Genomic DNA, 24,947 nt, shown 5'->3' on the forward strand with positions numbered 1-24,947 from the left:
TGCCCAATCTAGGGACGGCCAGGCGTCGCAATCGCGGAAGGCGTGGTTCCTGCCGGAAACGGATTACCTACCAGTGCGGTCAATGGGACGAGCGCCCCTGTTTCGAGGTTGATGGAAAAAGCCGACACACGACCTCCCTGATTCGCCACGTTCGCGACGTACAGAAATCGCCCATCCGGCGACATCGTCAGGGCCACGGGAGTCGCATTTGCCCCGGCTGAGATGGGATTAAGGTTGCCCGCCGAGCTTGACACGAGCGCCACTAGTCCGTCGCTCCCGATGGTGAAGGCCGACACGGTGCCTCCACCGTTGGCGGTATAAAGAAATCGGCCATTGGCAGAGATCACGAGGGCATTGGGAGTCGTACCGCCTGTTCCCGTGGAGATCGGATTTGTTGCGGAGCCCGCAGGCGGCACCAAGGTCAGGAGACCGTTCGCTCCGATCTGAAAGACCGTCACATTATGGGAGCCGCTGTTGGCCACGTAGAGAAACGAGCCGTTCGGCGAGATGGCCATACTTTTTGGAGACGTTCCCCCGGTGGAGAGAGGATTGGCGTTTGATCCGGACGGAGCAATAAGACTGACAAGCCCGGTGGTTCCGATCGAGAATGCCGTGACGTTGTTGGACCCGCTGTTGGCCACATAGAGGAATTGCCCGCTCTGAGTGATCGCCATGGCTGCCGGATCCGATCCGTTGACCGATACGGGATTTGAGCTGCCGGAAGTCTGCGGGATCAACGTCAAAGCGCCGGAGGCCTCTATCGTGAACGCGGTCAGCGTATCAGTGCCACTACCTGCGACATACAGATGCTTCGTGTCCGGAGCAATGGCCAGTGCGCCAGGAGCTGCTTCGACCGGGACCGGATTGGGCTTGGACGATGTCGACGGGGCCAATAAGAGCGCACCTTCGGTAGAAACTCGGAATGCCGTCACCGTGCTCGTTCGACTATTCGTCACATAGGCAAAAAATCCGTTGGAGGACACGGCCATGGCGGAAGGACCCGAGACATTGAAGAATGGAGAGCCGGGAATCGCCGCGAGAGTCCCACCTGTCGCATTGATGCTGTACCCCGACACATTATCTGAGCCGTTATTCGCGACATAGAGGATGGACGTTGTTCCAAGCCCTCCTAACGGTCCGCCGACTCCACCGACCCCACCGATCCCTCCCTCCCCACCTCCATCGCCGCATCCTGTGGGAAGCAAGAGCAAAGGCAAAAGGCAGGTGAGCAACGCTTTCTTCACGATCGAAACCTGATACCTTGCTCGGGGAACCATATCTCGGTTTATACCATTCCCCTGGGGTGCTGACAACGACGCAATTGGGATACGACAAGGTCGCAATGCAGGTCACCCATGCCGGGCTTATGGAAATTGCCGTGTCTCGAAATCTGATCCATCACTCGAGCAGTAGTAGTCGCTTCTGTCATGACCCCTATGTTATAAGCCATTAATTTTTCCACCGTGGCTCATACACCAACCGCTCGTCAGCTGAAGGATTGGGACCGTCGCTATCTCTGGCATCCGTTTACTCAGATGCAGGAATGGGAACAGGAAGAGCCGCTCATCATCGAGCGCGGCAGAGGTGCCTATCTCATCGATACGGAGGGTAAAAAATATCTGGACGGCACCTCGTCCATTTGGGTCAATCTCCATGGACATCGCCATCCGATCCTAGACCGTGCTCTGAAGCAACAACTCGACAAAATAGCCCATTCAACTTTCCTCGGCCTCTCCAATCCACCGGCCATCGAGCTCGCGCGTGAATTGATCCGGATCGCGCCGAAGGGGCTTACCCGTGTCTTCTATTCGGACAACGGCTCCACGGCGGTGGAGATCGCATTGAAAATGGCCGTCCAATACTGGCAACAGCGGCGTCCTGAGGCCGGCCCCAAAAACACGTTCCTCCATCTGAAACTGGCCTATCACGGCGATACGATCGGCGCAGTAAGCGTCGGCAACATCGAGCTGTTCCACGCCCGATTCAAACCCCTGCTCTTTTCGACTCTGGAGGCGGAACCGCCCCATTGTTACCGTTGCCCGCTGAAGTTGGCCTATCCCTCCTGTGAAATGGCCTGTATCGACCCGATTGAACAGCTTCTGAAAACTCGTCATCGCGAATTGGCCGGATTCATCATTGAACCCCTCATGCAGGCGGCTGCCGGCATGATTCCCCAGCCGACCGGTTACGTAAAGCGAATCCGAGAACTTTGTACACGATATGACGTGCTCTTGATCGCCGACGAAGTCGCGACGGGATTCGGACGCACTGGTCGGATGTTCGCCTGTGAGCACGAAGGCGTCACGCCGGATTTCATGGCGATCAGCAAAGGATTGACCGGCGGATACATGCCGCTTGCTGCAACCTTGACCACGGATGAAGTCTACAAAGCTTTCCTCGGTACCTACGAAGAATTCAAGACGTTCTTCCACGGACACAGCTTTACCGGCAATCCATTGGGCTGTTCCGTGGCACTCGCAAATCTCCACGTCTTTCGCCGAGAAAAGACTCTTCATAGATTGTCTCTCAAGATCAAGACCCTGACAGACTGGTTGAAGCCGTTGGCTGAAATGCCCCATGTCGGCGACATCCGCCAACGTGGGTTCATGGTGGGCATCGAATTGGTGAAGGAGAAGACAACCAAAGAACCCTACCCGCTCAGCGTCAAAGCCGGACACCGAGTGGCGGCGCTTGCGCGCACCAAGGGACTCATCGTGCGACCGATCGGCAATGTCCTCGTCCTCATGCCGCCGCTGTCGACAACCCCCGTGGAAGTGAAAAAAATGGTGGAAATCCTTCAACAATCCGTGGAGACTCTCCACATTGCCTGAGCGCCGCACTGCGGCGTCTCGAATTCTTAGGGAGATACACCACGCTCATGCAGATCTGTGATTTCCTTGTCATTGGAGGCGGAGTTATCGGCCTCAGCATCGCCCGTGAACTCCGCCGACGTCGGACGGACGCCCGGGTGTTGCTGATCGAAAAGGAACCGCTCTGTGGCGCCCATGCCAGCGGACGGAATAGCGGCGTTCTCCATGCGGGTTTTTATTACTCTCCCGACAGCCTCAAAGCGAAATTTACCAGGCTCGGAAATGAACGACTCACGGCCTATTGTGAGGAGAAACGAATTCCCCTCAATAAATGCGGGAAGCTGGTCGTAGCCAAAGACGCGGCGGATTTGCCGTCGCTCGATGAATTATTTCGTCGGGGGCAACTCAACGGCATTGAGCTCCAACCTCTTACGGATGTAGAAGCCAAGTCCATAGAACCACGCGTGAAAACCTATCAACGGGCGCTCTTTTCCCCGCGTACCTCCACGGTGAACCCGCTTCACGTCGTCAACGCCATGCAACAAGACGCTCTCCTTGAGGGTATACAGATTCAATGCGGCACGGCCTATCGGGGGCGAGACCACGGGAACGTTCTGACGAACCGAGGCGGCATTACAGCCGGATACGTCGTCAACGCCGCCGGGCTCTATGCCGACAAGATTGCATTGGACTACGGCTTTTCGGAAAAGTACCGCATCCTGCCGTTTAAGGGCCTCTACCTCTATTCCGACGAACCATCCGGCGCGATCCGTACCAATATCTACCCTGTTCCGGATCTCAGGAACCCGTTCCTGGGTGTGCACTTTACGATCACGGCCGATGGAAAAGCGAAAATCGGTCCAACCGCCATTCCGGCTTTGTGGCGTGAGAATTATGACGGGCTCGGCAACTTCAACTTTGGTGAACTTGTCGAAGTCGCGAGCCGAGGACTCGGATTGCTCACCGGGGCGGGATTCGATTTTCGACGCTTGGCGGTGGAGGAGGTTGCAAAATACTCTCGGAGCAAAATGGTGGCGCTGGCCTCGATCCTCGCCGAAGGCGTGGTCGAGCGCAACTATCAAAAATGGGGGCGTCCCGGAATCAGGGCCCAACTGCTCGACATCAGGAAAAGAAAACTCGAAATGGATTTCGTCCTGGAGGGAGACAACCGGTCCATGCACGTGCTCAATGCCGTTTCTCCGGCCTTTACCTGCTCACTCCCGTTTGCAAGCTATGTCTGCGATCACATCGACAAAGCGATCGCCTGAGAGTTTACAAGACGCTCCCACCGTCGTTCTCGCGTCGTTCAAATCTCCGCCCACCCAAAGAACGATCCTGGCCGCACTACCAGTCTTCAACAGAGACGCACCTCTTCACCAATGCCGACCTGCAGGCGTTGGGCTGCGCTTTCTTCCTGGAGAAAGATTTCCAAGGCCCCGCTGCTGTTGATGAGTGCGGATGGAGTCTGACGACTCCCTTGGCTATAACTGCCGACCAAATCGTTCATGACGTATGTCCCGATCTGGACTTCGACGGTTTGCCCCCTTGCCGCTCGGAATTCCCGAACCTGCTGCGCCGTGATGTTGGAAATCAGATTCCCGAACCGATCGACGGACACGATCTTCCCGATCAGCAAGTCCTCATGCCATACAGGGATCGCCACGGAGCGGCGGATCGGATCATGGACCGCGGGCCCGAAAAATGACGGCGGGACTCCTTTACTCAACCACGCGGCAGCCGGTGCGAATACATCTCGACCGTCGAAGGTCGATCCGACTGTTTCCAAACGGTACTGCGGACTGTTGATCTGCCACACCTTGGCCCCGACCTCCTGCTCGAGAAGCTCGGTGAACAACCCATTGTCCGGGCCGATAAAAAAGGCGTCCGCCGCGGAAATAAGCAACGCCCTGCGCTCCGTCCCGACTCCGGGATCGACCACGGCAACATGGATTGTTCCTTTCGGAAAATAGCGATAGCAGGACTTCAGGAAGTATCCGGCTTCTTGGATCTGGTGAGAGGTGATCTGGTGCGAGAGATCGACGATGGCGGCGGACGAATTGATCGACAGAATCACCCCCTTCATGCTCGCCACAAAACAATCACGCTCACCGAAATCCGTCAGCAGCGTGATGAGTGGGCGTGCATCCCGCACGTCAGCATTCCTCGAAGGTGATCTCCACGACTTCGTATTCAACCGTCTTGACAGGAGTCTGCACTTCCACAAAATCCCCGACCCGTTTCCCGATGAGCGCGCGACCGACGGGGGACTGGACGGAAATCTTGTTGAATTTCATGTCGGCCTCGTCCTGCCCGACCAAGGTGTATCGCTTCTTGGCTTGAGATTCCTGCTCGATGATCAATACGGTGGCGCCAAAGACGACTGTCTCGCTGTTACGTCCCGCAATTTCCACCACGCGAGCATCGGCAAGCTTGGTCTCCAGTTCGGAGATCCGCGACTCGATGAACCCTTGACGCTCCTTGGCGGCGTCGTATTCGGCGTTTTCACTCAGATCGCCATGCGCTCGGGCTTCCGCGATCGCTTCGATCACTTTCGGCCGCTCAACTTTGCGCAAACGATCCAATTCGGCCTTTAACGCATCATAGCCTTTCTTGGTGATTGGCGTCGGCATGCTCCAGTCGCTCCTGAACGATTAAGCCTGATGATACTCTTGTAATGTTCGAATCGTGAGATCCTTTTTTGCAATCGCTTCGATGCCCATGACCGCCGCATGGGCTCCTCGCATGGTCGTAAAATACGGCACGCCGCGGTGGAGCGCCTCCCGTCTGATGGACAACGAATCGACATGAGCCGAAGCGGTCCGAACCGTGTTCACGACGAACGCGACGGAGCCGTTCTTGATATGATCAACGATATGCGGTCTGCCTTCCGTCACCTTGTTGACGACCTCGACCGGAAGGCCGTGTTCGCGCAGATACTCCGCCGTCCCGCTCGTTCCCTGAAGACGCATTCCGAGTTTGTTCAGGAGTCGCCCCACCTCAAGGGCGGCAGGGCGATCGGATTCTTTCACACTGATGAAGGCGGTTCCGGACGTCGGCAGCACCGCCCCCGCTCCGGCTTGAGATTTCGCAAAGGCCCATCCGAAATCGGCGTCGATGCCCATCACCTCTCCGGTCGATTTCATCTCCGGTCCCAACAGCACATCCACGCCGGGGAATTTGTTGAACGGAAAGACCGCTTCTTTGACCGAGAAATGCCCCGGCAGCGGAGCACCCGTAAAGCCAAGCTCCGCGAGGGTTTTCCCCATCATCACTTTCATCGCCAACTTGGCGAGCGGAACGCCGATCGCCTTACTGACGAACGGCACCGTTCGAGACCCGCGGGGGTTCACTTCCAACACGTAGATGGTTTGGCCTTTCACGGCAAACTGGGCGTTCATCAGTCCGACGACGCCGAGCTCCAGCGCCAACAAGCGCATTTGCCGCTCGATGTCGCGCACAATGGCCTTGTCCAACGTATACGGAGGCAACGAGCAGGCGGAATCGCCGGAATGAACTCCGGCTTCTTCGATATGCTCCATGATTCCCGCCACCACCACGGTTTGTCCGTCCGCAATGGCATCGGCATCGACTTCGATGGCGTCGGCGAGGTATTTGTCGATCAACACCGGATGATTGGGCGACGCTTTGACCGCCGAGTGCATGTATTCCAGCAAGCCGGCCTCGTCATACACGATCTGCATCGAGCGCCCTCCCAACACATAGGAGGGACGAACCATGACCGGATAGCTGATTTGCCCGGCGATCTTCACCGCTTCCTCAACGGATCGGGCAGTTCCACTGTCCGCCTGCCTTAGACCCAGACGATTGAGGAGATCCCGAAATCGTTCCCGGTCTTCCGCCAGATCGATGGCATCAGGACTGGTGCCCAAAATTTTCACACCGGCCTTCGCGAGCGGCAGCGCCAATTTCAAGGGCGTCTGCCCGCCGAACTGCAAGACCACTCCGACCGGCTGCTCTCGATGGACGATATTGAGGACGTCTTCATGCGTCAGCGGCTCGAAATACAGCCGATCCGACGTGTCGTAATCCGTACTCACGGTCTCCGGGTTGCAGTTCACCATGATCGTGTCGACCGCTTCTTCTCGAAGCGCCATCGCCGCATGGACGCAACAGTAGTCGAACTCGATGCCTTGGCCGATCCGATTCGGGCCGCCACCGAGAATCACGACCTTTTGCCGGTCCGACGGCTGCGCCTCGCATTCACGGCCGTACGTCGAGTAGAGATAGGGCGTCTTCGCCTCGAATTCCGCCGCACAGGTGTCCACCCGTTTGTAGGTGACCCCTCGCACTCCCGGTTGTGTCCGCGCCCTCCGGACCGCTGCCACCTCGCATCCCAGCAATTGCGCGATCCGATCATCAGAGAATCCGAGCTCTTTCGCCTCCCACAACAACTCGCCGGCCAAGACGGATTCCGGGTCCGCGGCACGGCCGACCAGTTTTCGTTCAAAATCCACCAACTGTCTGACTTGATCCAAAAACCAAGGATCTATTTTGGTCGTGGCAAACAGTTCTTCGTCCGTGAATCCCACGCGCATGGCATCGGCGACGTACCATAGTCGTTCCGGCAACGGTGTCCGCAGCGCTCGGCTCAGCTTCTCGATCGCTTCCGGCCGGTTCAACCCGGCCGGAACTCCTCGATCCAGTCCGAACCGGGACGCCAACCCGTTCAAGTCCAATTCAAGCGAGCGAATGGCCTTTTGCAAAGACTCCTTGAAGGTGCGGCCGATGGCCATCACTTCTCCGACCGACTTCATCTGCGTGGTCAAGGTCGGATCGGCCCCCTTGAACTTCTGAAAGGCGAATCTCGGGATCTTGACCACCACATAGTCGATCGTCGGTTCGAATGACGCCTTCGTGACACCGGTGATGTCATTGGTAATTTCATCCAATGTGTATCCGACGGCCAGTTTGGCGGCAATCTTGGCGATTGGAAACCCGGTCGCCTTCGACGCCAACGCGGAGCTCCGTGACACCCGAGGATTCATCTCGATGACGACCATCTCTCCGTCGGTCGGGTTGACACCGAACTGGATATTGGACCCTCCCGTATCGACCCCGATCTCTCTGATGATACGAAGAGCCGCATCCCGCATCCGTTGATATTCTTTGTCCGTCAACGTCATGGCCGGGGCGACCGTAATGCTGTCTCCCGTGTGCACACCCATCGGATCGAAGTTCTCAATCGGGCACACGATGACGACGTTGTCCTTCAAGTCGCGCATGACCTCCAGTTCGTACTCTTTCCATCCGATGACCGATTCTTCGATCAGCGCCTGACTGACCGGACTCATGACCAGCGCCCAATCGATCAATCTCTCGAATTCCTCCCGATTATAGGCGATGTTTCCGCCGGTTCCTCCCATGGTGAAGGACGGCCGAATAATGGCGGGGAACCCGACGGTATCGAGAATGGTCAAGGCTTCCTGTCGCGCGCGCGCCGTGCCGCTCTTCGGCACCCGCAAGCCGATTCTATGCATCGCCTGCTTGAACGCTTCCCGGTCCTCCGCTTTGTGAATGGCTTCGGCCGAAGCGCCGATGAGAGCGACCCCGTACTTTTCGAGGACTCCTCGTTTTACCAACCCCATGGTGGTGTTGAGGGCCGTTTGTCCGCCCATGGTCGGCAGCAAGGCATCCGGACGTTCGCGATCGATCACCTTCTCAACCACGTCCAAGGTAATCGGTTCGACATACGTCCGATCGGCCATCTCCGGGTCCGTCATGATCGTCGCCGGATTGCTGTTGATCAGGATGACTTTATACCCTTCCGCTTTCAGCGCTTTGCAGGCCTGCGTGCCGGAATAATCGAATTCACAGGCTTGCCCGATGACAATCGGGCCGGAGCCGATCATGAGGATTGATTGAATGTCCGTGCGTTTTGGCATAGTGTTATGCTGAAGGTTCAGCTGGATGGAAGTGTGGGACCGATCGGTGGATGATAAGGAGCCGGCATTGGCTGATCATCCTCCTGCACGGCATGGTAGTACTTCATGGCCTCCGGCAGCCAAGCTTCAATTTGATTAATCCGGGACACGTCGGAAGGGTGGGTCGACAAAAACTCCGGAATAGTCTGTTTCGACCGGAAACAAACCTTGTCGATCATCTGTCTGGGACACCCGCTCATCCGCTCCCAAAAAGGCACGGCCTCTCGAGGATCATAGCCGGCCTGCGCCATCAATTTAAGTCCGATATAGTCGGCCTCGGATTCCTGCTTTCTCCCGAACGGCAGCGAGACTCCGACTCCGTAGGCGCTCATCGCCGCCATCGCGGCATCCGGGCGGCCCACGGCAGCCCCCGCGGCCAGCGCACCGACTTGACCGATCATTTCAAGAATGCTGCGGCTGTACCGCTCCGCCCCATGGCGTTGAAGCGCATGCGCCACCTCATGCCCGATCACGGTCGCCAAACCGTCTTCGTTCTGGGTCACTTTCAATATTCCCGTAAAGACGGCCACTTTGCCGCCGGGAAGCGCGAAGGCGTTGATCGTGCGGTCATCCCTGATAATGGCGAACTCCCACTCATACTCCGGCTTGTTGGCCACCGCCGCGATTCGCTTCCCGACCCGGTTGACCATTTCATTGAGCTCGGGATCGTCGCTGACCGGAGCCTTGCGCAACAATTCGCGATAGGCGCCGATGCCCATCGCGATTTCTTTCTCTTCAGAGATGTAGATGAATTGATCTCGCGCGGTTCCCGGCGCACGAACACATCCCTCCAGAGTCGCCATCATTCCGCCTGCCGTTCCAAGACCGAGCAGGCAGGTCAATCCCAGCATCCCTCGGACTCCGTGCACAAGCACGGCGCGACGCTCGACGGGTTTTGAAAACAGTAGATTGGGCTTCAGATCTACGGGCATCGTCTCGAATCTCAACACCATAGCCGATCATGAATATCTTACCAGTCATGATGCGATCGGCGCCTATCCAACCTATGGCATCCACAAATACATGAACTGGGGTGCCCCCCCCCGAACCAGTGTCATAAGGTCGAGATCGGCAAGACCGGCCAGTCCATTCGGTGCCAAAAACTTCGAATACACATTGTTGGAGTATTCACCTGGACGTTGGTACGTCACGACTCGGGCTTCCGTCAGGCCGGCCTGCTTCTTGGCCAATTCGACCGCGTCTTCAAGATAACCGATCTCATCCACCAAACCGGCCGCTTTGGCCTGTTCACCCGTATAGATTCGTCCATCGGCCAACCGTTTAATCTGCTCCATCTGCAGATTGGAACGGCCTTCTTGCACGATATGCAAGAAGCGCTGATAGAACGAATCAATCAGTCCTTGAAAGATGGCCCGCTCTTCGGTGGTCATGGTCCGAAACGGCGAACCCATATCTTTGCGCGGTCCCGACGTCACTGCCGTGGCCTCGACTCCAATTTTCTCCAACAACCCTTTGGCATTGACCGTGAGCATGATCACCCCGATGCTTCCGGTGACGGACGACGGGTGCGCCACGACCGTATCTGCGGCGGCGGCAATATAGTATCCCCCTGATGTGCCCAAATCCATGATGGAGGCAATGATGGGAATCTTGCGACGGGCTTTGAACGTTTTCAGTTCGTGATAAATGATGTCCGACGCCGTAACGGTTCCCCCCGGTGTATTGATGCGAAGCACGACCGCTTTGATGTTCTCATCCTTCGTGGCCCTGGTCAGCTGTTCTTTCACACTGGCAATCATGCTCGGCGTAGGTCGGAATCCCTCTTTTTCCTGAGAACTGATCATCCCGGAAATTTCGATTAAGAGGACTTTCGCTTTACCGGTCCCGTCGACCTGAGCCTCTTGTAAAGGCCCCGGGCTTGGAAACAGCGGGAAATTGAACGTACAGCCGGACAGTGCTAGTCCAATCACGCCCATGAGGAAGCGATTACGCATGATGGGTCTCCATAAGACGCACGAACTCGTCGAACAAGTAGGCGGCATCATGAGGCCCAGGGGCGGCCTCCGGGTGGTATTGGACCGAGAAAACCGGATGGTCCAGACAGACCATTCCCTCGATCGAGTAGTCGTTCAGACTGACATGTGTCAGCGACAATTTCCCATAGCGAGTGTCGACCACGGGCGGGAGCTTCGGCACGCCAAGGAGAGGCGCCGGGCCTTGCACCGCGAAGTTGTGGTTCTGCGAAGTGATCTCGACTGTTCTCGTTCGAAGATCCATGACGGGATGGTTCGCTCCATGGTGGCCGAACTTCAGCTTGTACGTCTTGAGGCCGAAGGCCAAGCAGAGAATTTGGTGCCCTAAACAAATGCCAAAAATCGGATAGCGCCCAATCAGTTTCTCCATGGTTGTTGCGGCATAGGGAAGGCCCTCCGGATCTCCCGGCCCGTTCGAGAGGAAAATACCATCCGGGTTGAGTGCCGCCACCTCATCGGCGGACGTCGCTGCAGGCACCACCGTGACGTGACAGCCGACATCTACCAGGCGCCTTAGAATATTGTGTTTGATGCCAAAATCATAAGCCACCACCCGCCAAGACTTGGATCTTCCATATTTCCTACCGCCTGCCGGTGCTGGCGCCCAATCGCCAGTCCCCGTCGTCCACTCATAGGGACGCCCACAACTGACCTCCACCGCCAAATCTCGGCCGAGAATGCCGGGAGCTTGCCGCGCTCGTCCTACCGCCCGATCCGGATCAAGGTCCAGGTGAGTAATGATCCCCTGCTGTGACCCCCGCTCACGCAAGTGCCTCGTCAAGGCTCTCGTATCGACTCCTTCGATCGCAACGACCTTCGCCTCCGTCAAGGATTCTTGAAGAGTCTGCGTGCTTCGCCAGTTGCTGACAAGACGGCTGGCCTCCAGGACCACGAATCCTTCCGCCCACGCTCGACGTGACTCCACATCTTGGGGCGTGACCCCATAGTTGCCGATATGTGGACAGGTCATGGTGATGATCTGTCCCTTATAGGATGGATCCGTCAGTATCTCCTGATACCCGGTCATGGCCGTATTGAAGACGACTTCGCCGACCGTTTCTCCCTCATAGCCAAGGGCTCGGCCTTCGAACACGGTGCCGTCCGCCAATGCCAGTACCGCCCGTTTCATGACTGCCTTCTATCTTGAGCCAGTGAATGGTGTACCTTGATTCCGATGAGCACGATGCCCAAGACTAGGTTCACCATGTACAGCGACCGAATCGGCGCCAGTACACGAAAGAGTGCCTCCAACCCTGCTTTCCTGAGCGTTTCATCTTTCGTCGCGAATGCCTGAGCCTGAAGCGATGCGGCATTCGGGTGCAGCACCACCATAATGAGCCCGGCGATGAGCACCATGACCGTCAGGACAACCACCTCACTCCGACCGACGTCCACAATTGGATCTCCGCTCCATCGACGATAACAAACCGTCATACAGAGAATGGTCCCTGCCCCGATAACAAGCCGATGATACCCTTCGAACGCACGGGTCAAAAACATACCGCCGGAGTCTTGACCGCCGAAAATATTGAACACCGCTGGAATCACCGCCCCGCTCAGGACGACCATCCCCCCCACCCACACAGCCAGCGCGAGCCATTCAAGCGTGAGGCAGCACACCATCCCCCAACGGGGCCACCGTCGCACTGCGCTACCCCACCGGGCTGTTTTCGAATACCACACGCCCACCCACGATGGTGATCTGCACCCGCCCTTTTACCTTCCACCCGACAAACGGCGTGTTGCGGCTCTTGGACCGGAACTTCGTCGGATCGACCTCCCATTGTTCTTGCTGATCCACGATGACGACATCCGCCTCCGCACCGACCGCCAAGGTTCCCTTTTTGAGTCCGAACGCCGCAGCCGGCGCGGAAGTCAACTTCTGAACCGCCTGCTCAAGCGACAGGACCCCCTCTTCCACCAATCCCAAGGTCAGCGGGAGCGCCGTCTCAAGCCCGACGATTCCGAACGGCGCCTCGGTAAAATCCTGCTGCTTCTCCTGGGTGGCATGGGGAGCATGGTCGGTCGCAATCACATCGATCGTCCCGTCCCGCAATCCCTCTTTGATCGCCTGAACATCCGTCCATGTGCGCAACGGAGGATTCATTTTCGCGTGAGTATTGTACCCGCGCACCAGTTCTTCCGTCAGCAGAAAGTGGTGAGGGCAGGCTTCCGCCGTCACGTGGATCCCACGCGCTTTTGCCTCGCGCACCATTCGAACCGATCCCGCCGTGCTGATATGGGCGAGATGAAGGCGGGCCCCCGTCAACTCCGACAGCGAGAGATTGCGCGCCACCATCACATCCTCCGCGGCGGACGGAATACCCGGCAATCCAAGTTCGGTCGAGACCAACCCCTCGTTCATGCAGCCGCCTTCGGCAAGATGGAGATCTTCACAATGGTCGATGACCGTCAGATCAAAGGCTAAGGCATATTCCATCGCCCGGCGCATCACCAGGCTGTTCATGACCGGTCTGCCGTCGTCGGAGATGGCCACACAGCCGGACCGACGCAAGTCGCCGATCTCGGCGAGCTCTTTCCCTTCCGATCCCTTTGTAATGGCGCCGATGGGCAATACGTTCGCGAGACCGGCCAACCGTGACCGTTCCAATATGAATTCCGTGACGGCTTGATTGTCGTTCACCGGGCTCGTATTGGGCATGCAGCAGACCGTCGTGAATCCGCCCGCAACGGCTGCCGCGCTGCCACTCTGTATTGTTTCCTTATATTCAAATCCCGGCTCGCGAAAATGGACATGCAAATCGACGAATCCCGGCATCACGAGCTTCCCCTCGGCATAAATGGTCCGGCAACCAACGGGCGCGGAAAGATGTGATCCGAGGGCGGTTATTTTGCCGTCGTCGATCAAGACATCGGCGATGCCGACCAACCGGCCCGGATCGATGACACGCCCACCTCTAATCAGAATCGACACGATACGCCCTCTCTTCAATTTGGCAGAATCAGTTGATCTGATGATCTGTTACTTCCAGCTCGGCCAACAGCTCACACACAGATCATCAGGTCATCGGATTCACGAATTGGCTCCGGACATCAGGTACAAGATCCCCATGCGCACCGCGACACCGTTTGCCACTTGATCAAGGATCACCGAGGATAAACTATCGGCCACATCGGGGGCGATCTCCACCCCGCGATTGATCGGCCCCGGATGCATCACGATGGCGCCGCCGTCGGCCAGCCGCACCCGCTCAGGGGTTAAGCCGTAGAGCCTCGAGTACTCACGAATAGTGGGAAAGAGCGCGCGTCCCTGTCGCTCCAGCTGCAATCGAAGCATCATGATGACATGGACCTCGCGTAGCCCCTCATCCATGTTGTAGTAAACCTTCGCGCCGAGTTTTTCCACGCCATGCGGCATCATCGTCGGAGGCCCTACCAGACGCACCTCGGCGCCAAGCTTGAGCAGGGCGTAGATGTTTGAACGTGCGACGCGGCTATGCGACACATCGCCGACGATGGCCACCCGCAAGCTACGAAAATGCATCCCCCGTTGGCGGATGGTGTACAGATCAAGCAACGCTTGTGTCGGATGCTCGTGCCATCCGTCGCCCGCGTTAATGACGGACGATTTGACGCCACGCGCCAGTGTTTCCGCAGCACCAGCCGAGGAATGGCGCAGGACGATGATGTCGGCCTGCATCGCTTCGATATTCCGCGCCGTATCAAGCAATGTTTCCCCCTTGACAACGCTGCTGGAGGAAGGAGAAAAGTTGATCACGTCGGCGCTGAGTCGCTTGGCCGCCAGTTCAAAGGACGTCCGAGTTCTGGTGCTCGGCTCGAAAAAGAGATTGACGACGGTCTTGCCCCGCAGCGCCGGCACTTTTTTGATTTCACGGCCCGTCACTTCCTTGAAGGAATCCGCCGTGTCCAGGATGAGCATGATCTCTTCCACCGACAACGGGGCGAGACTCAGCAAATCTTTATGCTTGAGGCTCATGGGATCCTCCGCTTAAGGATTTCAAGATGACGACCCGGTCATCTTCCCCATCCTCGTCCAACAATACCTGAACCTGCTCGTCCCGAGCGGTCGGCAGATTCTTCCCGATGTAATTCGCTTTGATCGGCAGTTGCCGATGACCGCGATCGACCAGCACGGCCAGTTGGATTTCTTCGGGACGTCCCAGGTCCATCAATCCATCCATCGCCGCCCGTATCGTTCTCCCGGTGAACAGGACGTCGTCGACGAGGACCACGACTTTGTTCGTCATGTCGAACGGCACGGACGTTTTTCTCAGGATCGGTTGATTCTTTCGCAACGCCAGATCATCGCGATACAGGGTAATATCCAATTCACCGATCGGAACCAGAACACCCTCGATACTGTGGATACGTTTGACGAGCCGATGAGCCAGATGCACACCGCCGGTTCGAATTCCAACCAGTGCCACATCCTTCACACCCTTATTCCGCTCCAAAATCTCGTGCGCGATACGCATCATGGCTCGGGAAATGTCCCCGGCATCCATGATCAACTTTTCGTCCTTCCGTTCTCCCGACTTGCTCGTAGGAGTCGTCATGATCGGCACCATCTCGTGACGCGATGCGACAGAGATTCAAGGCACAAAAAAACCTCCTCACCCTATTGTGGTGAGAAGGTCAATCTCAAACCGGCCGTAGCCGGATCACCCTCCATGATGGCTCCTTGCTCACCTCACTGGATGAGCATTAAAGGTTTTTCGATCCTAACTTGAAGTCCCGGCACCTGTCAAGCACTCGAAGACGGCGGCATGAGGTTATTGACGAGGCATCCTACATTACCTATGCGATACATATTTTGCGATCCATATGGTGACATCCTTCGCCGTCGCCCTATGCTATAAGCCGTTGTCGCCCGCCTTGATTGAAAGAATGAGGACGATAGATGTCTGGTTCCCAAGACTGGCACTCCCGGATCGCACTCCTCGTTCTCCTTCTGACGACATCAGACTGTACAAGGGTTGCGTTCACAGCCGCCAATCTGCCCACCCATTTCGCAAGCATGACGGTTGTGCGTGACAGTGCCTATGGGCCTGAGCCTTCACAGAAACTTGACCTCTATATCCCGGCTGATTCCCACGATAAACCAGCGGACGTCGTCGTCTTTTTTTATGGTGGACGCTGGACCTATGGAGCGAAGGAGGACTATCGATTTGTCGGCGCAACGTTCGCCAAGAGAGGATTTCTCGTGGCTATTCCCGACTATAGAAAGTACCCGCTTGTACGCTTCCCCGTCTTTGTAGAAGACGGAGCCAAAGCTCTCTCCTGGATCAAGGATCACATCGCTGATTTTCACGGTGATCCAGCCCGGATCCATGTCGTGGGACATTCCGCCGGAGCCCTTATCGGTGCATTGCTTACAGCCGATCTGCAGTATCTGGCCCGGGAGGGGAAAGAACGTTCTTCCCTTATTTACGATTTTACCGGTCTCGCAGGTCCCTACTCCTTTACGCCCGACGAGCCGGACCTGGAAGATATGTTCGGTCCGCCGCAGAATTATCCGAACATGCAGGCCACCTCGTTCATCGACGGCACGCAACCACCGATGCTGCTGTTATACGGCGACAAGGACCGTGCCGTAAAATTGAGCAATCTCCTGAAATTGGAACAACGCATCACGCACCGAGGCGGCTGCGTCCAATCTCGTATCTACCGCGGCGTCGACCACACGGACCTGCTCGGGGCATTGTCCTGGTGGAAGGAGGACATCCCCGTCATTGATGACATGATCAAGTTCTTCGATGTCTGTCACGTGACAACGCCGCGTGATTAAACGGATGCGGTCGATTACTACAGCAGGTCGGCGCGGGATGACGCACAACGGAATCCGGTTAGCATTGAAAGGAAGTCAGGAATCTCGCCCGTGTTTGGTTTTCCACACGGCAACCAGCGCCGCCAGCTTCTCCTTGGGCGACCGATGCTCCACTGCAAGTGTCTCCAGAAAATCCGACAGCCGTCTCGACTTCAACACGGTGTACAAGGTCACGGCAATGACGGGAACCAGAACCGCTCCAAAATAGCCGACGCGTACCATAGCCGGTTCTTCCCCCAGCGCGAAGAGGTTCATGCCCAGCACTCCGGTCGTGGCGACGCCGATCAAGCCGACGGTGGCCACGACGGTCAGACGCACCATGGTCTCGCCTTGGCGGCGCAACGCATCGCTGTCGAGGTATTGGCTCATATCTTCCAGTTCCGACCGGAGTTCGTCGTAGAGCCGACCGGTCCCGAGATGCTCGCTAATCATCCGATAGAGTTCCTTCACCTGTCCATGATCCGAAATTTGATGGGACCAGTATCGATGGGTGAAGCGCAAGAAAATTCCCAATGTTTGGCGAATCACACGCCGGAACTGCCGGACAGAATCCAACTTCGTGAGATCGAGCTGATTCATCGCCTCCACCAGGCGGTTGGTCAGCATCAACAACGCGGCCTTATGAAAATGAGGAATCAGGAACAGCAGGAAGTATTCATGGCGAAACTGTTCAAGGTTGGTCTTGCGATCTTCAAACGCCGCTTCCCCCGCCTCGCCGACCATCGTAAATACACGGCCGGTACACATAAAGCGGGTACCGGCGGGAGTCCGCTCCTGTCCGGTCCAGTACCGGTCGTAACAGTAGCGTTCTTCAAAGTCCCGAAGATAGCGCTCGGAAAAAGGCAACGTATCGGATCTGCCGGGTGCCGCCGCCAATCCGATCCGAGCGAACTCCGCACGAGTCAGCGACCCTGGATCGTCCAGGGTCAGATACGCCATCACCGGCATCAAATGGTATTCGATCTGTCGATATCGAATCGCCCCCGGCTTTTCTGAATGGTGCAGCACCAGTGGTTCCAGCAAAAATTCCCAATGAGAGGCGAGGCTGAGCGAACGATGCCGGCAGACGAAGGACAGGTATTTTTCGCGGTGATCATAATCCGACGCGGCCAGCACCTTGCCTTCGGACGAAAGCCATTCCACATGCTTGGGACAATGGCCGCCATGCCCATCCGGCTCCCAATAGGTGGGATAACAGCGGCCAAAGCGGAACAGGGAGTTCTGCACTTGTGACAGCGGCAGATCATGGGCATAGATCTCAACGACGAGAATGGCCACGTCGATGTCGTAGAAGAAATACAGATCCACGTGCGCCACGGCAAACGTCGTAGGCGCCGTATCGGGACCGGGAAAGACCATCCGGACTTCGGCGATATCGTCGCGACGAAAGACACGTATGGCGGCCTCCTCACGGACATCCGAGTGGGTTCGCTTCCCCTCGCCGTACAGAAACCGCTGGACATAGGGCAGGAACGTCACGAACTCGCTGTAATGCCGTTCCTGAAACTGGCGCGGATCGCCCGTGAACTCGTCAAGCACCTCCCGCCAAGGATTGCCGAAGTTGGTCGCCTGCAGCAGCTCCCAATGTTTTTGGATCGGCGCATCCTCACGGATGGGCGTGAGCTGCATCGGCCACAGCAGGATCTGGCGGAAATGCCGCACGATCTTTGGAACATCGGCCACGGGAAGACCCCTTTAGATGTATTCCGTTAGCCCCCAAACCAGGAAAGGAACGACTACGATGTTCTTATACCATAAGGCTGGTTGGAACGAGTGGAGCTTGAAAAAAGAACAATGTTCGTCGCAGAGGGAAACGCTCCGGTTACTCAACCTATCGGCAAACAAAGGCGACTCACTGTCGGCAAAACACAGCGATGACCCCTATTCGCTCCCTGAACCGGTTACTCGTGGTATCGCCGACGTTGCTGTAGGGAAACGAATTGTATACTTTCGAAAAACGATCAGTGCAGAGACACACAAGTTTAATGACCGACCGAGAGCCATTCAGACGGCTATCCTACCTCTCTCTATGCATGGGCTTAATGGCTGGTTTGGCATTCCATCGAGCAGCGAAGCAAATTCTTGTAGATCCTTCCGTCCTTCATGATGACCAGAAAATTCTTTTCCGGATCCTCGATCAACTTGATATTCTCCAACGGATTACCGTCGACCAGGAGCAGATCCGCTAACGCTCCTTCTTCCACAACCCCCAGTTTGCCAGGATACGGATTTCTCGGGCCGGACAACGCCAGCAGTTCAGCATTGGTCGAGGTCGCCATCGTCAGCACCTCAGCCGGCGAGTACCAACGGGTGAGCTTGGTCAGTTGAGCGCCCTGGCGCGCCGCCAGGTTGGCGTCGAACAGAGCATCTGTACCAAAGGCCACTTTGACCTTGTGCTGCTTGGACCATCGGTAGGCCTGGTCGGTTCCCGCCACCATCTGCGCATACTTGGCCGTGCTCATCGGATCGGCATACGTAAAGGTATCCTTGTCCCCCGTGAAGGGTTGCAGGCTGAGCCAGATCCCATTTTCTCCGAGGAATTTGATCGTCGCTTCGTCGAGTAACTGGCCATGCTCGATACATTTGACCCCGGCTTGGACCGCCTGCCGCACCGCTCCTGGCGTGTAGGCGTGGACCGTCACGTAGGTACCCCAGTTGGCGGCCGCGTCCACCGCTGCCCGCATCTCAGCCGACGTGTACTGATTGACGTCCAAGGGATCGTCGAGGGACGCCACGCCACCACCGGCCATCACTTTGATCTGCGAGGCACCCATCGCCAGCTGCTCGCGCGACCGTTGGAGCACAGCGGGCACGCCATCGGCGATAGCCGTCGCATTGACACGCTCGGCAAACGAATGGTCGCCGGGTCGTGACGGAAAGTCGTTGGGCATCCGGAAGTCGCCGTGGCCGGCGGTTTGCGAGATCGTGGCGCCAGAAGGCCAGATACGCGGGCCCGGCACCAAACCTTGATCGATCGCTCGCTTGAGACCGAAGATCGGGCCGCCCATATCGCGAGAGCTGGTGAAGCCCCGCAGCAGCATCTCGTTCGCGCCCTTGGTTGCAACCACCGCGCTGTAGGTAACGTCGCTGGTCATCAACACCAATTGCGGCACATTGGCGAACATCATGTGCGTGTGGGCATCAATCAGGCCTGGCATCAGCGTCCGGCCGGCCGCGTCGATGATGACGCTGTCACCGCGGCGATCTAAAGAGATCGGCTGTGACGAAATCTTTTCGATCTGGTTGCCACGAACCAGCACGTGGGAGGGCCCGGATAGCTCGGAGCCCTTGCCCCAAAAAATTCGGACATTTTGGAAAAGCGTGACCGCTGGGGATTCCCGAGAAGTCGCCGGTGCCGGCGACGGGGCGCTGTTCAGGTCGTGGGTGTAACCCACAGCTACTCCTCCGATGATCAGAGCCGTAACTAGGGCGCACTGAATGAGAACATGTCGCATGTTTTCTCCTTTCGCTCACAGCCGTACGGAGATTCTTCCCGCGCAAGATGGCCGCGTGTCAAAACACGAACTGAACTGTCAATCGAGTTTGCCAGCAGCCTCTCCCCTATCCATATTGAGCTATTTCGGTGCCGTAAGTGCATCTTGTGCCACATGACCCGTCTGTGATTTTTCCATGAGATTGTGCTGAATTTCTTTGGCAATGACCAGCGCCAGCTGGTCGGCGGACAGCGCACCCATCGGCAGCTGCCTTGTGTCGGCATAAAAAGGATCATCAGGAGTTGCTGTCCGATGGAGATTGATGAGGATCGCCGCCGGCTGAATCAATCGCCCTGGGTCCCCGACCATCACAGCCTTGTCTGCCGGCAACACTCTGGTTCGCGTCGCCCAATCTCGCTGATCGATTTTGACAAATGCCACGTTCCAGATACTTCCATTTAGAAGACTGATAACGGCCAGAGGAGTACGCGCGAGGAATTCCGGTTCTCGCGCGATTTTCTGCAAGGCTTCTCGAACCAGAATCTCATAGAACTTCGTCCCGGAATCCGGCTGACTGAGTGGAACGACCACCGTGCTGCCAATCTCATAGTACGACTGCCCATCCAGGCTTCGTTGATCATCGACGGTGCGCAGATACGTCTCGAAAAGTTTTTGGAGCAGCTGAACCCGCTCATCACCAGAAAGCTTTTGAATCTCCTTGTCGGTCCGAATGGGCGCATGCCGAAGGTCTCGTCCTATGGAGACTGTTTTCGGTTTCTGCCCAGTGTTCGCTTTGCTGATCACCCATTGAAACTCGCGCGCCAGCACCGGCGCAAACCGTTCGGCCTCTCCTAGATAGCCTCCTTCTCTCATTGACAAGACGCTGATCAACAACCTGACTTGACCGGGATTCACCGTCCGCACGACCAGGAACGGGAACGTTTTCCCCTCACGATTATGTACGCTCGGTTGAACGATGACGCGTTCGAGCAGTCCTTTGCTCACCGCTTCATCGAACCGCGGAAAGTCTCGTCGATGCCGATTCAAGTAGCCGAACGTCTCGATGACCGTCTGGAGAGCCGCATGCGCTTCAATCTCACTAAGAGATCCGCTGAGTGCTTCTTCCGTCCCTCGAGCGACAAACACTCGGAACGCAAGACCTGGAATCTTGTGGCCTGATCCAGAGACGTCCGCGCTTGCCATTTCAGATTTACCTAGGTTTTCATGAGTGGCATGGATGGCAGTCGTAAAACAGACCACCGCAGCCACCGGAACAGAAATTCGCAGAACCTGCACTCTCCAACGAGATGTCATGAACTCCCTCTCGTTGACCGATCGAACGAACGACGCTTCACCATTATGTCATGACTGCTTCGTAGACTTCGAACAGATGAGCACCTCGTGGTTTGGCAACGGAATACTGGGTCATTCCATTCTTCAGAAACACCTGGGCCAATTTATTGACTAGCGGCAAATGACATTCCCGCTGTACTCCTATTCCTACAGATGTCGCTCCAATATGTCCCCATGGAGGGCCGGCTCGCGAGTTTGAGAACAACGCTCGACGCGCATTAATCGATTTGGAAGCTATTGAAAATCCGACCGGTGTATGGAGACAGAAAGAGAAGTTGTAATAGGCCGCTCCGCTGGCACCTTCTTTGCTCGGTTTACATACAAAGTGGTCACTCCAGACCTGTTGATAAAGGAGGACCCCATGGACGCGACATCCCATCCCGTGACATTCCGGATAGTCTGGTGCCGACGGCAGAGGGCGAAGGCTCGGACTGATCTTGAGATCAACGCCTGGCGTGCCGAGGAGGAAGGTTTGAGGGACGCCGTGCTACGTCGAGATCACGTCCATAAATATCGGCATGCTCCCCCGACGGTGCTTGACCGATATGTCCTGGGCTTCCAGGATGCGATGACGCTTATGCGCGCAGCGCGGGTTGCAGGTTTGCGGCATGCAGCCGGCAAAAGAACATAGGCCATAGGAGCAGCAACCGCCAGGCCGTCACCAACTTTCCTTTTGTCACACGCCATCCGAACCAGACCGCAATAGTCCCCGACTCCGGGCCCAGCACGACTGACCCGACATCACTCACCCATTTGAAATGGTTTTCGGAGCCTGAAGACGACTGATGCTGTCCGGCCAGAGTGTGGCCGGGTCTTTGTCGAAGATGTTCAGCGTGCCAAACGGCAAGACGGCCCATGATCCTTGGCGCATCTCATGGTCGAGCTGCCCCGGAGCCCATCCGGCGAATCCGGCAAACCCTCGAAACGTCTCGGTCGGTTTCGACTGCGCCAGGATGCGTTCCAAAACGCGCGGTGTGCCCACATAAATTCCATCGATGATCTGACGTGTATCAGGCCAAGGCTGCGTCAGTCGAAACAACAGAATCAATTGTCTGCGCTCGACCGGCCCCCCGGCGAACAATCGGTGGGTGGTTCGCTTGAGCGCCGGGAGGTCCTGCATGGTCTCCCACAAGAGCACATTCGTGGGGCGATTCAGAATGAGGCCGACTGTTCCGCCTCGTCCGTGTTCGACGATGAGCAAGACGGTTTGACGGAAGTTGGCATCCTCCAATGAAGGACTGGCGACCAAAAGTACGCCTTTTTCAACTGACGACGGCGCGAACTCACGCTGTGCCGGGGCTGGAACAGCAAGCAGGATGATCCCTAGTCCGGCGAGGAGAACATGGACCGAGACTCTCCGTCTTCTCATAAGACGTCAGACGCTTGAATACCTAGCTTGATGCCGCCTGAGCAGCATCAATCCCGATAGAGAAGTCTTACGTCGCCACAGGCTACGACTCTACCCAAAAGGAGTCAATGGCGATAGAAGCTGAGGGTGAAGATACAGGAAAAGATCACCGCGGAAAGCATCGATTATGGCTTCCGATACTCTCACTCTCTGCAAACCTTAGAAGTGGAACGACAGGCCGCCAACGCCATGAACCGAATTCAAGTCCAGCTCGACCGTACCCCCGCCTTGAATACCGAACGTATGAGAAGCATGGATAAACTTACCTTCTGCGAACACGGCAATGTGCTTGGTCAAAAACACTTTGATTCCTCCGAGTCCCTGGAAGGCCGGTGCCGTATTTCTACACTCGTTGGTTCCCGCTGTCTGGAATGTAAGGCGTTGCCCTCCTCCACCTAGACCGATATAAGGAAACCATCGTCCATTCGGCAAATCTGAAGTAATTCCCATCGGAAAACGAGCGAGCACATTAATGCCGAAGTATGTGGCATTGAGCTCTAACGTTGACAGCAGGATGCCTGGCCCGATGCTCGAGGACAATACCTGCCCACTCGAAGCATCGGGATTAAAATTGGTCACGTCAATTTATCCGTCTTGAAGGGAAACGAATAGCCACCGAAACCGGAGATATAGGCATCAACCGGCTTCACCTGAACCTCCTCTTGCGCTCGAGCTGTTCCGGAATAACAAACAATGCAGGTCAGCAGAAGAAGAACCGCTGAAACGAGTGTCTTCATCGTCACCTCCAAAATAGAACAAATAACAGTACATATACTTAGGTATACCATGACGTCTTCCATAGAGGCAAGAACTATGTGGATTATGGGAAGCTCTAGCTCAATTCAGCGGGGAGAGTGAGCGAGGACCGACTTCGGGTTTCATCTCCCTACATCCCTCCGGTGCCCCGACAGAGCCGCTTTATATCGGTGCGCATCCGACGCAGGACATCTTCAAGAACGTCGGTAAAAAGAGCGCGGACAGAATCCGCACTCCCTGTCCAGTTACCTCAATACTGGTGAGGCTGGGGAGGGTCCTGATGCAACAGATACCGCACCTTTAACAGGATATTCGCGGCAAATGAACTCTGTAAGGAATGGACATGGAGTTGAGCGAGCCCAACTTGGATATCCAGGCTTTGAATATGTCCTAAATCGTCTTTACGATCTAAACTCTCCATACCAGGAGAGTTCAATGAGTTAACCGTCCGCTGCAACCATGGAATCACATGTCGTCCTTCCACCACGTGCGACCCGAGCACGCCAAGGTCATCTGTGCTTTTTCGTTCATCCACTACCTGGGCAACCTTTACTGCACATCGCTCAATGCCATTCGGTGACTCTCTGGTTGTTGCCCCACTGAAATCGACGACGAGAGGGTTGGTCGTGGCACATGCAGCGCAGCAACTAAGGAGCACCCGGCGTGCATTATTGTTGCCAATCCCCTAGTCCTCATTAGCGACTTTCGTAAATCGATGAGGTGCTATGGTGTCGAAGGGGATCGATCTGGGTGGCTCAATGCCTCAATGATCTGATCGGCAGTACGGCTGATACTCTGCTGGAGTGCTTCTTTAATCCGCTTGCCGCCGTCGCTGGCCCATGCGTTTGCGACATCCGTTTTAGAATTTCCTTGGACGGTCAATGGTACATGATGAGAAATTTTTGTCTTGTATAGCGGGGCCATTCTTTTTTCAGCATCATCACCGACTTCAGATGGCAGTAGATGAGCAGCTCTCGGCACAACTCGCACTTCCGTATCGAATTTCAAGGTTGAGAAGTCAGATGTGAGAGCATATGTCGGAATCAAAAGCAGGAGCGCATCTTCGGAACTGGCCGCTAAGAGAGAAGTAACTTGCTTCGGTCTATTATCATGGACTACTTCGATCTTCTTCACATGCAGCCAGGGGACGGCCTCAAGCCTGGTACCAAGGGCTTTATGCAGTTCGGTTCCGATTTCATAATCAAGGAGTGCATCGCGAATCGGCCTCACGGCGTCTTCTGCTGAATTCGCGCGCGAGTTTTCGACAGCTACATCGATCAGCGCGGGAATCAACCCTCCACCGGTATACATGGCTACTTGTGACTTTTCGATATCCGCGACGATTTCCTTTTGAGTGGCCATAATTACGCCGTTCGACGAATTGACAGGCCGAGAGAGTTCTGGTGTAAAAGAAATATGTGCGGGTTCAGTAGCGCATGCA

At 56.3% G+C, this 24,947-nt stretch carries 23 protein-coding genes; 5 read left to right on the forward strand and 18 right to left on the reverse strand.

Annotated features, from left to right (window positions below; genetic code table 11):
• Nucleotides 1–8: 8 nt before the first annotated feature.
• The gene (locus A4E19_03530) at nt 9–1,277 is read right to left on the reverse strand and encodes a hypothetical protein (protein OQW33479.1); all 1,269 of its coding nucleotides are present in this window, start codon (nt 1,275–1,277) and stop codon (nt 9–11) included.
• Nucleotides 1,278–1,463: 186 nt separating this feature from the next.
• Here A4E19_03530 and A4E19_03535 point away from each other — a divergent pair, with 186 nt between their 5' ends.
• Together A4E19_03535 and A4E19_03540 are read left to right on the forward strand one after the other, a co-directional pair.
• Nucleotides 1,464–2,831 carry an adenosylmethionine--8-amino-7-oxononanoate aminotransferase BioA gene (locus A4E19_03535; protein OQW33480.1) on the forward strand — a complete coding sequence of 456 codons (1,368 nt, stop codon included), beginning with the start codon at nt 1,464–1,466 and terminating at the stop codon, nt 2,829–2,831.
• Nucleotides 2,832–2,878: 47 nt separating this feature from the next.
• Nucleotides 2,879–4,078 carry an FAD-dependent oxidoreductase gene (locus tag A4E19_03540; GenBank protein OQW33481.1) on the forward strand — a complete coding sequence of 400 codons (1,200 nt, stop codon included), beginning with the start codon at nt 2,879–2,881 and terminating at the stop codon, nt 4,076–4,078.
• Nucleotides 4,079–4,164: 86 nt separating this feature from the next.
• On the opposite strand, the gene A4E19_03545 is transcribed toward A4E19_03540, so the two are convergent.
• From A4E19_03545 to A4E19_03590, 10 genes are all read right to left on the reverse strand, one after another.
• Nucleotides 4,165–4,893 carry a hypothetical protein gene (locus A4E19_03545; GenBank protein OQW33645.1) on the reverse strand — a complete coding sequence of 243 codons (729 nt, stop codon included), beginning with the start codon at nt 4,891–4,893 and terminating at the stop codon, nt 4,165–4,167.
• Nucleotides 4,894–4,963: 70 nt separating this feature from the next.
• On the reverse strand, nt 4,964–5,440 hold the full coding sequence (locus tag A4E19_03550) for a transcription elongation factor GreA (GenBank protein ID OQW33482.1): 477 nt from the start codon (nt 5,438–5,440) through the stop codon (nt 4,964–4,966).
• Between the two features lie 21 nt (nt 5,441–5,461).
• Nucleotides 5,462–8,713, reverse strand: a complete 3,252-nt coding sequence (carB, locus tag A4E19_03555; GenBank protein OQW33483.1) for a carbamoyl phosphate synthase large subunit — start codon at nt 8,711–8,713, stop codon at nt 5,462–5,464.
• Between the two features lie 17 nt (nt 8,714–8,730).
• Nucleotides 8,731–9,684 (reverse strand): peptidase M48, encoded by a 954-nt coding sequence (locus tag A4E19_03560; protein ID OQW33646.1) that lies wholly within the window; start codon nt 9,682–9,684, stop codon nt 8,731–8,733.
• 72 nt (nt 9,685–9,756) lie between these two features.
• Complete coding sequence (locus tag A4E19_03565; GenBank protein OQW33484.1) at nt 9,757–10,707, reverse strand: signal peptidase; 951 nt, start codon at nt 10,705–10,707, stop codon at nt 9,757–9,759.
• On the reverse strand, nt 10,700–11,875 hold the full coding sequence (locus A4E19_03570; protein OQW33485.1) for a carbamoyl phosphate synthase small subunit: 1,176 nt from the start codon (nt 11,873–11,875) through the stop codon (nt 10,700–10,702). The genes A4E19_03565 and A4E19_03570 overlap by 8 nt, the downstream gene beginning before the upstream one ends.
• The gene (locus tag A4E19_03575; GenBank protein ID OQW33486.1) at nt 11,872–12,315 is read right to left on the reverse strand and encodes a hypothetical protein; all 444 of its coding nucleotides are present in this window, start codon (nt 12,313–12,315) and stop codon (nt 11,872–11,874) included. Before A4E19_03575 ends, A4E19_03570 begins: the two co-directional genes overlap by 4 nt.
• Before the next feature lie 82 nt (nt 12,316–12,397).
• Nucleotides 12,398–13,681 carry a dihydroorotase gene (locus A4E19_03580; GenBank protein ID OQW33487.1) on the reverse strand — a complete coding sequence of 428 codons (1,284 nt, stop codon included), beginning with the start codon at nt 13,679–13,681 and terminating at the stop codon, nt 12,398–12,400.
• 99 nt (nt 13,682–13,780) lie between these two features.
• Entirely contained in the window at nt 13,781–14,704 is a 924-nt protein-coding gene (locus A4E19_03585) for an aspartate carbamoyltransferase (GenBank protein OQW33488.1), read from the reverse strand.
• Nucleotides 14,688–15,284 carry a bifunctional pyr operon transcriptional regulator/uracil phosphoribosyltransferase gene (locus A4E19_03590; GenBank protein OQW33647.1) on the reverse strand — a complete coding sequence of 199 codons (597 nt, stop codon included), beginning with the start codon at nt 15,282–15,284 and terminating at the stop codon, nt 14,688–14,690. The genes A4E19_03585 and A4E19_03590 overlap by 17 nt, the downstream gene beginning before the upstream one ends.
• 374 nt (nt 15,285–15,658) lie before the next feature.
• Between A4E19_03590 and A4E19_03595 the strand changes: the two genes are divergently transcribed.
• Entirely contained in the window at nt 15,659–16,516 is an 858-nt protein-coding gene (locus A4E19_03595; GenBank protein ID OQW33648.1) for a hypothetical protein, read from the forward strand.
• A 75-nt stretch (nt 16,517–16,591) separates the two neighbouring features.
• Here the strand turns inward: A4E19_03595 and A4E19_03600 are convergent, their stop codons facing one another.
• The 3 genes from A4E19_03600 to A4E19_03610 form a co-directional block, all read right to left on the reverse strand.
• Nucleotides 16,592–18,184 (reverse strand): hypothetical protein, encoded by a 1,593-nt coding sequence (locus A4E19_03600; protein ID OQW33649.1) that lies wholly within the window; start codon nt 18,182–18,184, stop codon nt 16,592–16,594.
• Nucleotides 18,185–18,594: 410 nt separating this feature from the next.
• Nucleotides 18,595–20,010 (reverse strand): hydrolase, encoded by a 1,416-nt coding sequence (locus A4E19_03605; GenBank protein ID OQW33489.1) that lies wholly within the window; start codon nt 20,008–20,010, stop codon nt 18,595–18,597.
• Nucleotides 20,011–20,130: 120 nt separating this feature from the next.
• The gene (locus tag A4E19_03610) at nt 20,131–21,192 is read right to left on the reverse strand and encodes a hypothetical protein (GenBank protein OQW33490.1); all 1,062 of its coding nucleotides are present in this window, start codon (nt 21,190–21,192) and stop codon (nt 20,131–20,133) included.
• A gap of 34 nt (nt 21,193–21,226) precedes the next feature.
• Here A4E19_03610 and A4E19_03615 point away from each other — a divergent pair, with 34 nt between their 5' ends.
• Both A4E19_03615 and A4E19_03620 read left to right on the forward strand, forming a co-directional pair.
• Nucleotides 21,227–21,457 carry a hypothetical protein gene (locus tag A4E19_03615; GenBank protein ID OQW33491.1) on the forward strand — a complete coding sequence of 77 codons (231 nt, stop codon included), beginning with the start codon at nt 21,227–21,229 and terminating at the stop codon, nt 21,455–21,457.
• 141 nt (nt 21,458–21,598) lie between these two features.
• Nucleotides 21,599–21,973, forward strand: a complete 375-nt coding sequence (locus A4E19_03620; protein ID OQW33492.1) for a hypothetical protein — start codon at nt 21,599–21,601, stop codon at nt 21,971–21,973.
• Nucleotides 21,974–22,087: 114 nt separating this feature from the next.
• Here A4E19_03620 and A4E19_03625 read toward each other — a convergent pair whose 3' ends face one another.
• The 4 genes from A4E19_03625 to A4E19_03640 all read right to left on the reverse strand — a co-directional run bounded on the left by A4E19_03625 (nt 22,088) and on the right by A4E19_03640 (nt 24,868).
• Complete coding sequence (locus A4E19_03625; protein OQW33493.1) at nt 22,088–22,711, reverse strand: hypothetical protein; 624 nt, start codon at nt 22,709–22,711, stop codon at nt 22,088–22,090.
• 198 nt (nt 22,712–22,909) lie between these two features.
• Nucleotides 22,910–23,329: a hypothetical protein gene (locus tag A4E19_03630; protein ID OQW33494.1), complete on the reverse strand. Its 420-nt coding sequence runs from the start codon at nt 23,327–23,329 to the stop codon at nt 22,910–22,912.
• 427 nt (nt 23,330–23,756) lie between these two features.
• Nucleotides 23,757–24,041: a hypothetical protein gene (locus A4E19_03635; GenBank protein OQW33495.1), complete on the reverse strand. Its 285-nt coding sequence runs from the start codon at nt 24,039–24,041 to the stop codon at nt 23,757–23,759.
• Between the two features lie 188 nt (nt 24,042–24,229).
• A complete protein-coding gene (locus A4E19_03640) occupies nt 24,230–24,868 on the reverse strand; it encodes a hypothetical protein (GenBank protein ID OQW33496.1) in 639 nt (212 codons plus the stop codon).
• Nucleotides 24,869–24,947 lie beyond the last annotated feature (79 nt).

It is taken from the genome of Nitrospira sp. SG-bin1 (assembly GCA_002083365.1).
Classification (GTDB): domain Bacteria; phylum Nitrospirota; class Nitrospiria; order Nitrospirales; family Nitrospiraceae; genus Nitrospira_D.

Excerpts from the sequence above, each read along its gene's own strand:
- A4E19_03590 (OQW33647.1), bottom strand. The coding sequence starts at position 15,284 with ATGACGACTCCTACGAGCAAGTCGGGAGAACGGAAGGACGAAAAGTTG.
- A4E19_03540 (OQW33481.1), top strand. The coding sequence starts at position 2,879 with ATGCAGATCTGTGATTTCCTTGTCATTGGAGGCGGAGTTATCGGCCTC.
- A4E19_03560 (OQW33646.1), bottom strand. The coding sequence starts at position 9,684 with ATGCCCGTAGATCTGAAGCCCAATCTACTGTTTTCAAAACCCGTCGAG.
- A4E19_03605 (OQW33489.1), bottom strand. The coding sequence starts at position 20,010 with ATGCGACATGTTCTCATTCAGTGCGCCCTAGTTACGGCTCTGATCATC.
- A4E19_03545 (OQW33645.1), bottom strand. The coding sequence starts at position 4,893 with ATGAAGGGGGTGATTCTGTCGATCAATTCGTCCGCCGCCATCGTCGAT.
- A4E19_03600 (OQW33649.1), bottom strand. The coding sequence starts at position 18,184 with ATGCAGCTCACGCCCATCCGTGAGGATGCGCCGATCCAAAAACATTGG.
- A4E19_03625 (OQW33493.1), bottom strand. The coding sequence starts at position 22,711 with ATGAGAAGACGGAGAGTCTCGGTCCATGTTCTCCTCGCCGGACTAGGG.
- A4E19_03585 (OQW33488.1), bottom strand. The coding sequence starts at position 14,704 with ATGAGCCTCAAGCATAAAGATTTGCTGAGTCTCGCCCCGTTGTCGGTG.
- A4E19_03640 (OQW33496.1), bottom strand. The coding sequence starts at position 24,868 with ATGGCCACTCAAAAGGAAATCGTCGCGGATATCGAAAAGTCACAAGTA.
- A4E19_03620 (OQW33492.1), top strand. The coding sequence starts at position 21,599 with ATGGAGACAGAAAGAGAAGTTGTAATAGGCCGCTCCGCTGGCACCTTC.
- A4E19_03575 (OQW33486.1), bottom strand. The coding sequence starts at position 12,315 with ATGGTCGTCCTGAGCGGGGCGGTGATTCCAGCGGTGTTCAATATTTTC.
- A4E19_03615 (OQW33491.1), top strand. The coding sequence starts at position 21,227 with ATGGCAGTCGTAAAACAGACCACCGCAGCCACCGGAACAGAAATTCGC.
- A4E19_03550 (OQW33482.1), bottom strand. The coding sequence starts at position 5,440 with ATGCCGACGCCAATCACCAAGAAAGGCTATGATGCGTTAAAGGCCGAA.
- A4E19_03530 (OQW33479.1), bottom strand. The coding sequence starts at position 1,277 with ATGGTTCCCCGAGCAAGGTATCAGGTTTCGATCGTGAAGAAAGCGTTG.
- A4E19_03570 (OQW33485.1), bottom strand. The coding sequence starts at position 11,875 with ATGAAACGGGCGGTACTGGCATTGGCGGACGGCACCGTGTTCGAAGGC.
- carB (OQW33483.1), bottom strand. The coding sequence starts at position 8,713 with ATGCCAAAACGCACGGACATTCAATCAATCCTCATGATCGGCTCCGGC.
- A4E19_03610 (OQW33490.1), bottom strand. The coding sequence starts at position 21,192 with ATGGCAAGCGCGGACGTCTCTGGATCAGGCCACAAGATTCCAGGTCTT.
- A4E19_03565 (OQW33484.1), bottom strand. The coding sequence starts at position 10,707 with ATGCGTAATCGCTTCCTCATGGGCGTGATTGGACTAGCACTGTCCGGC.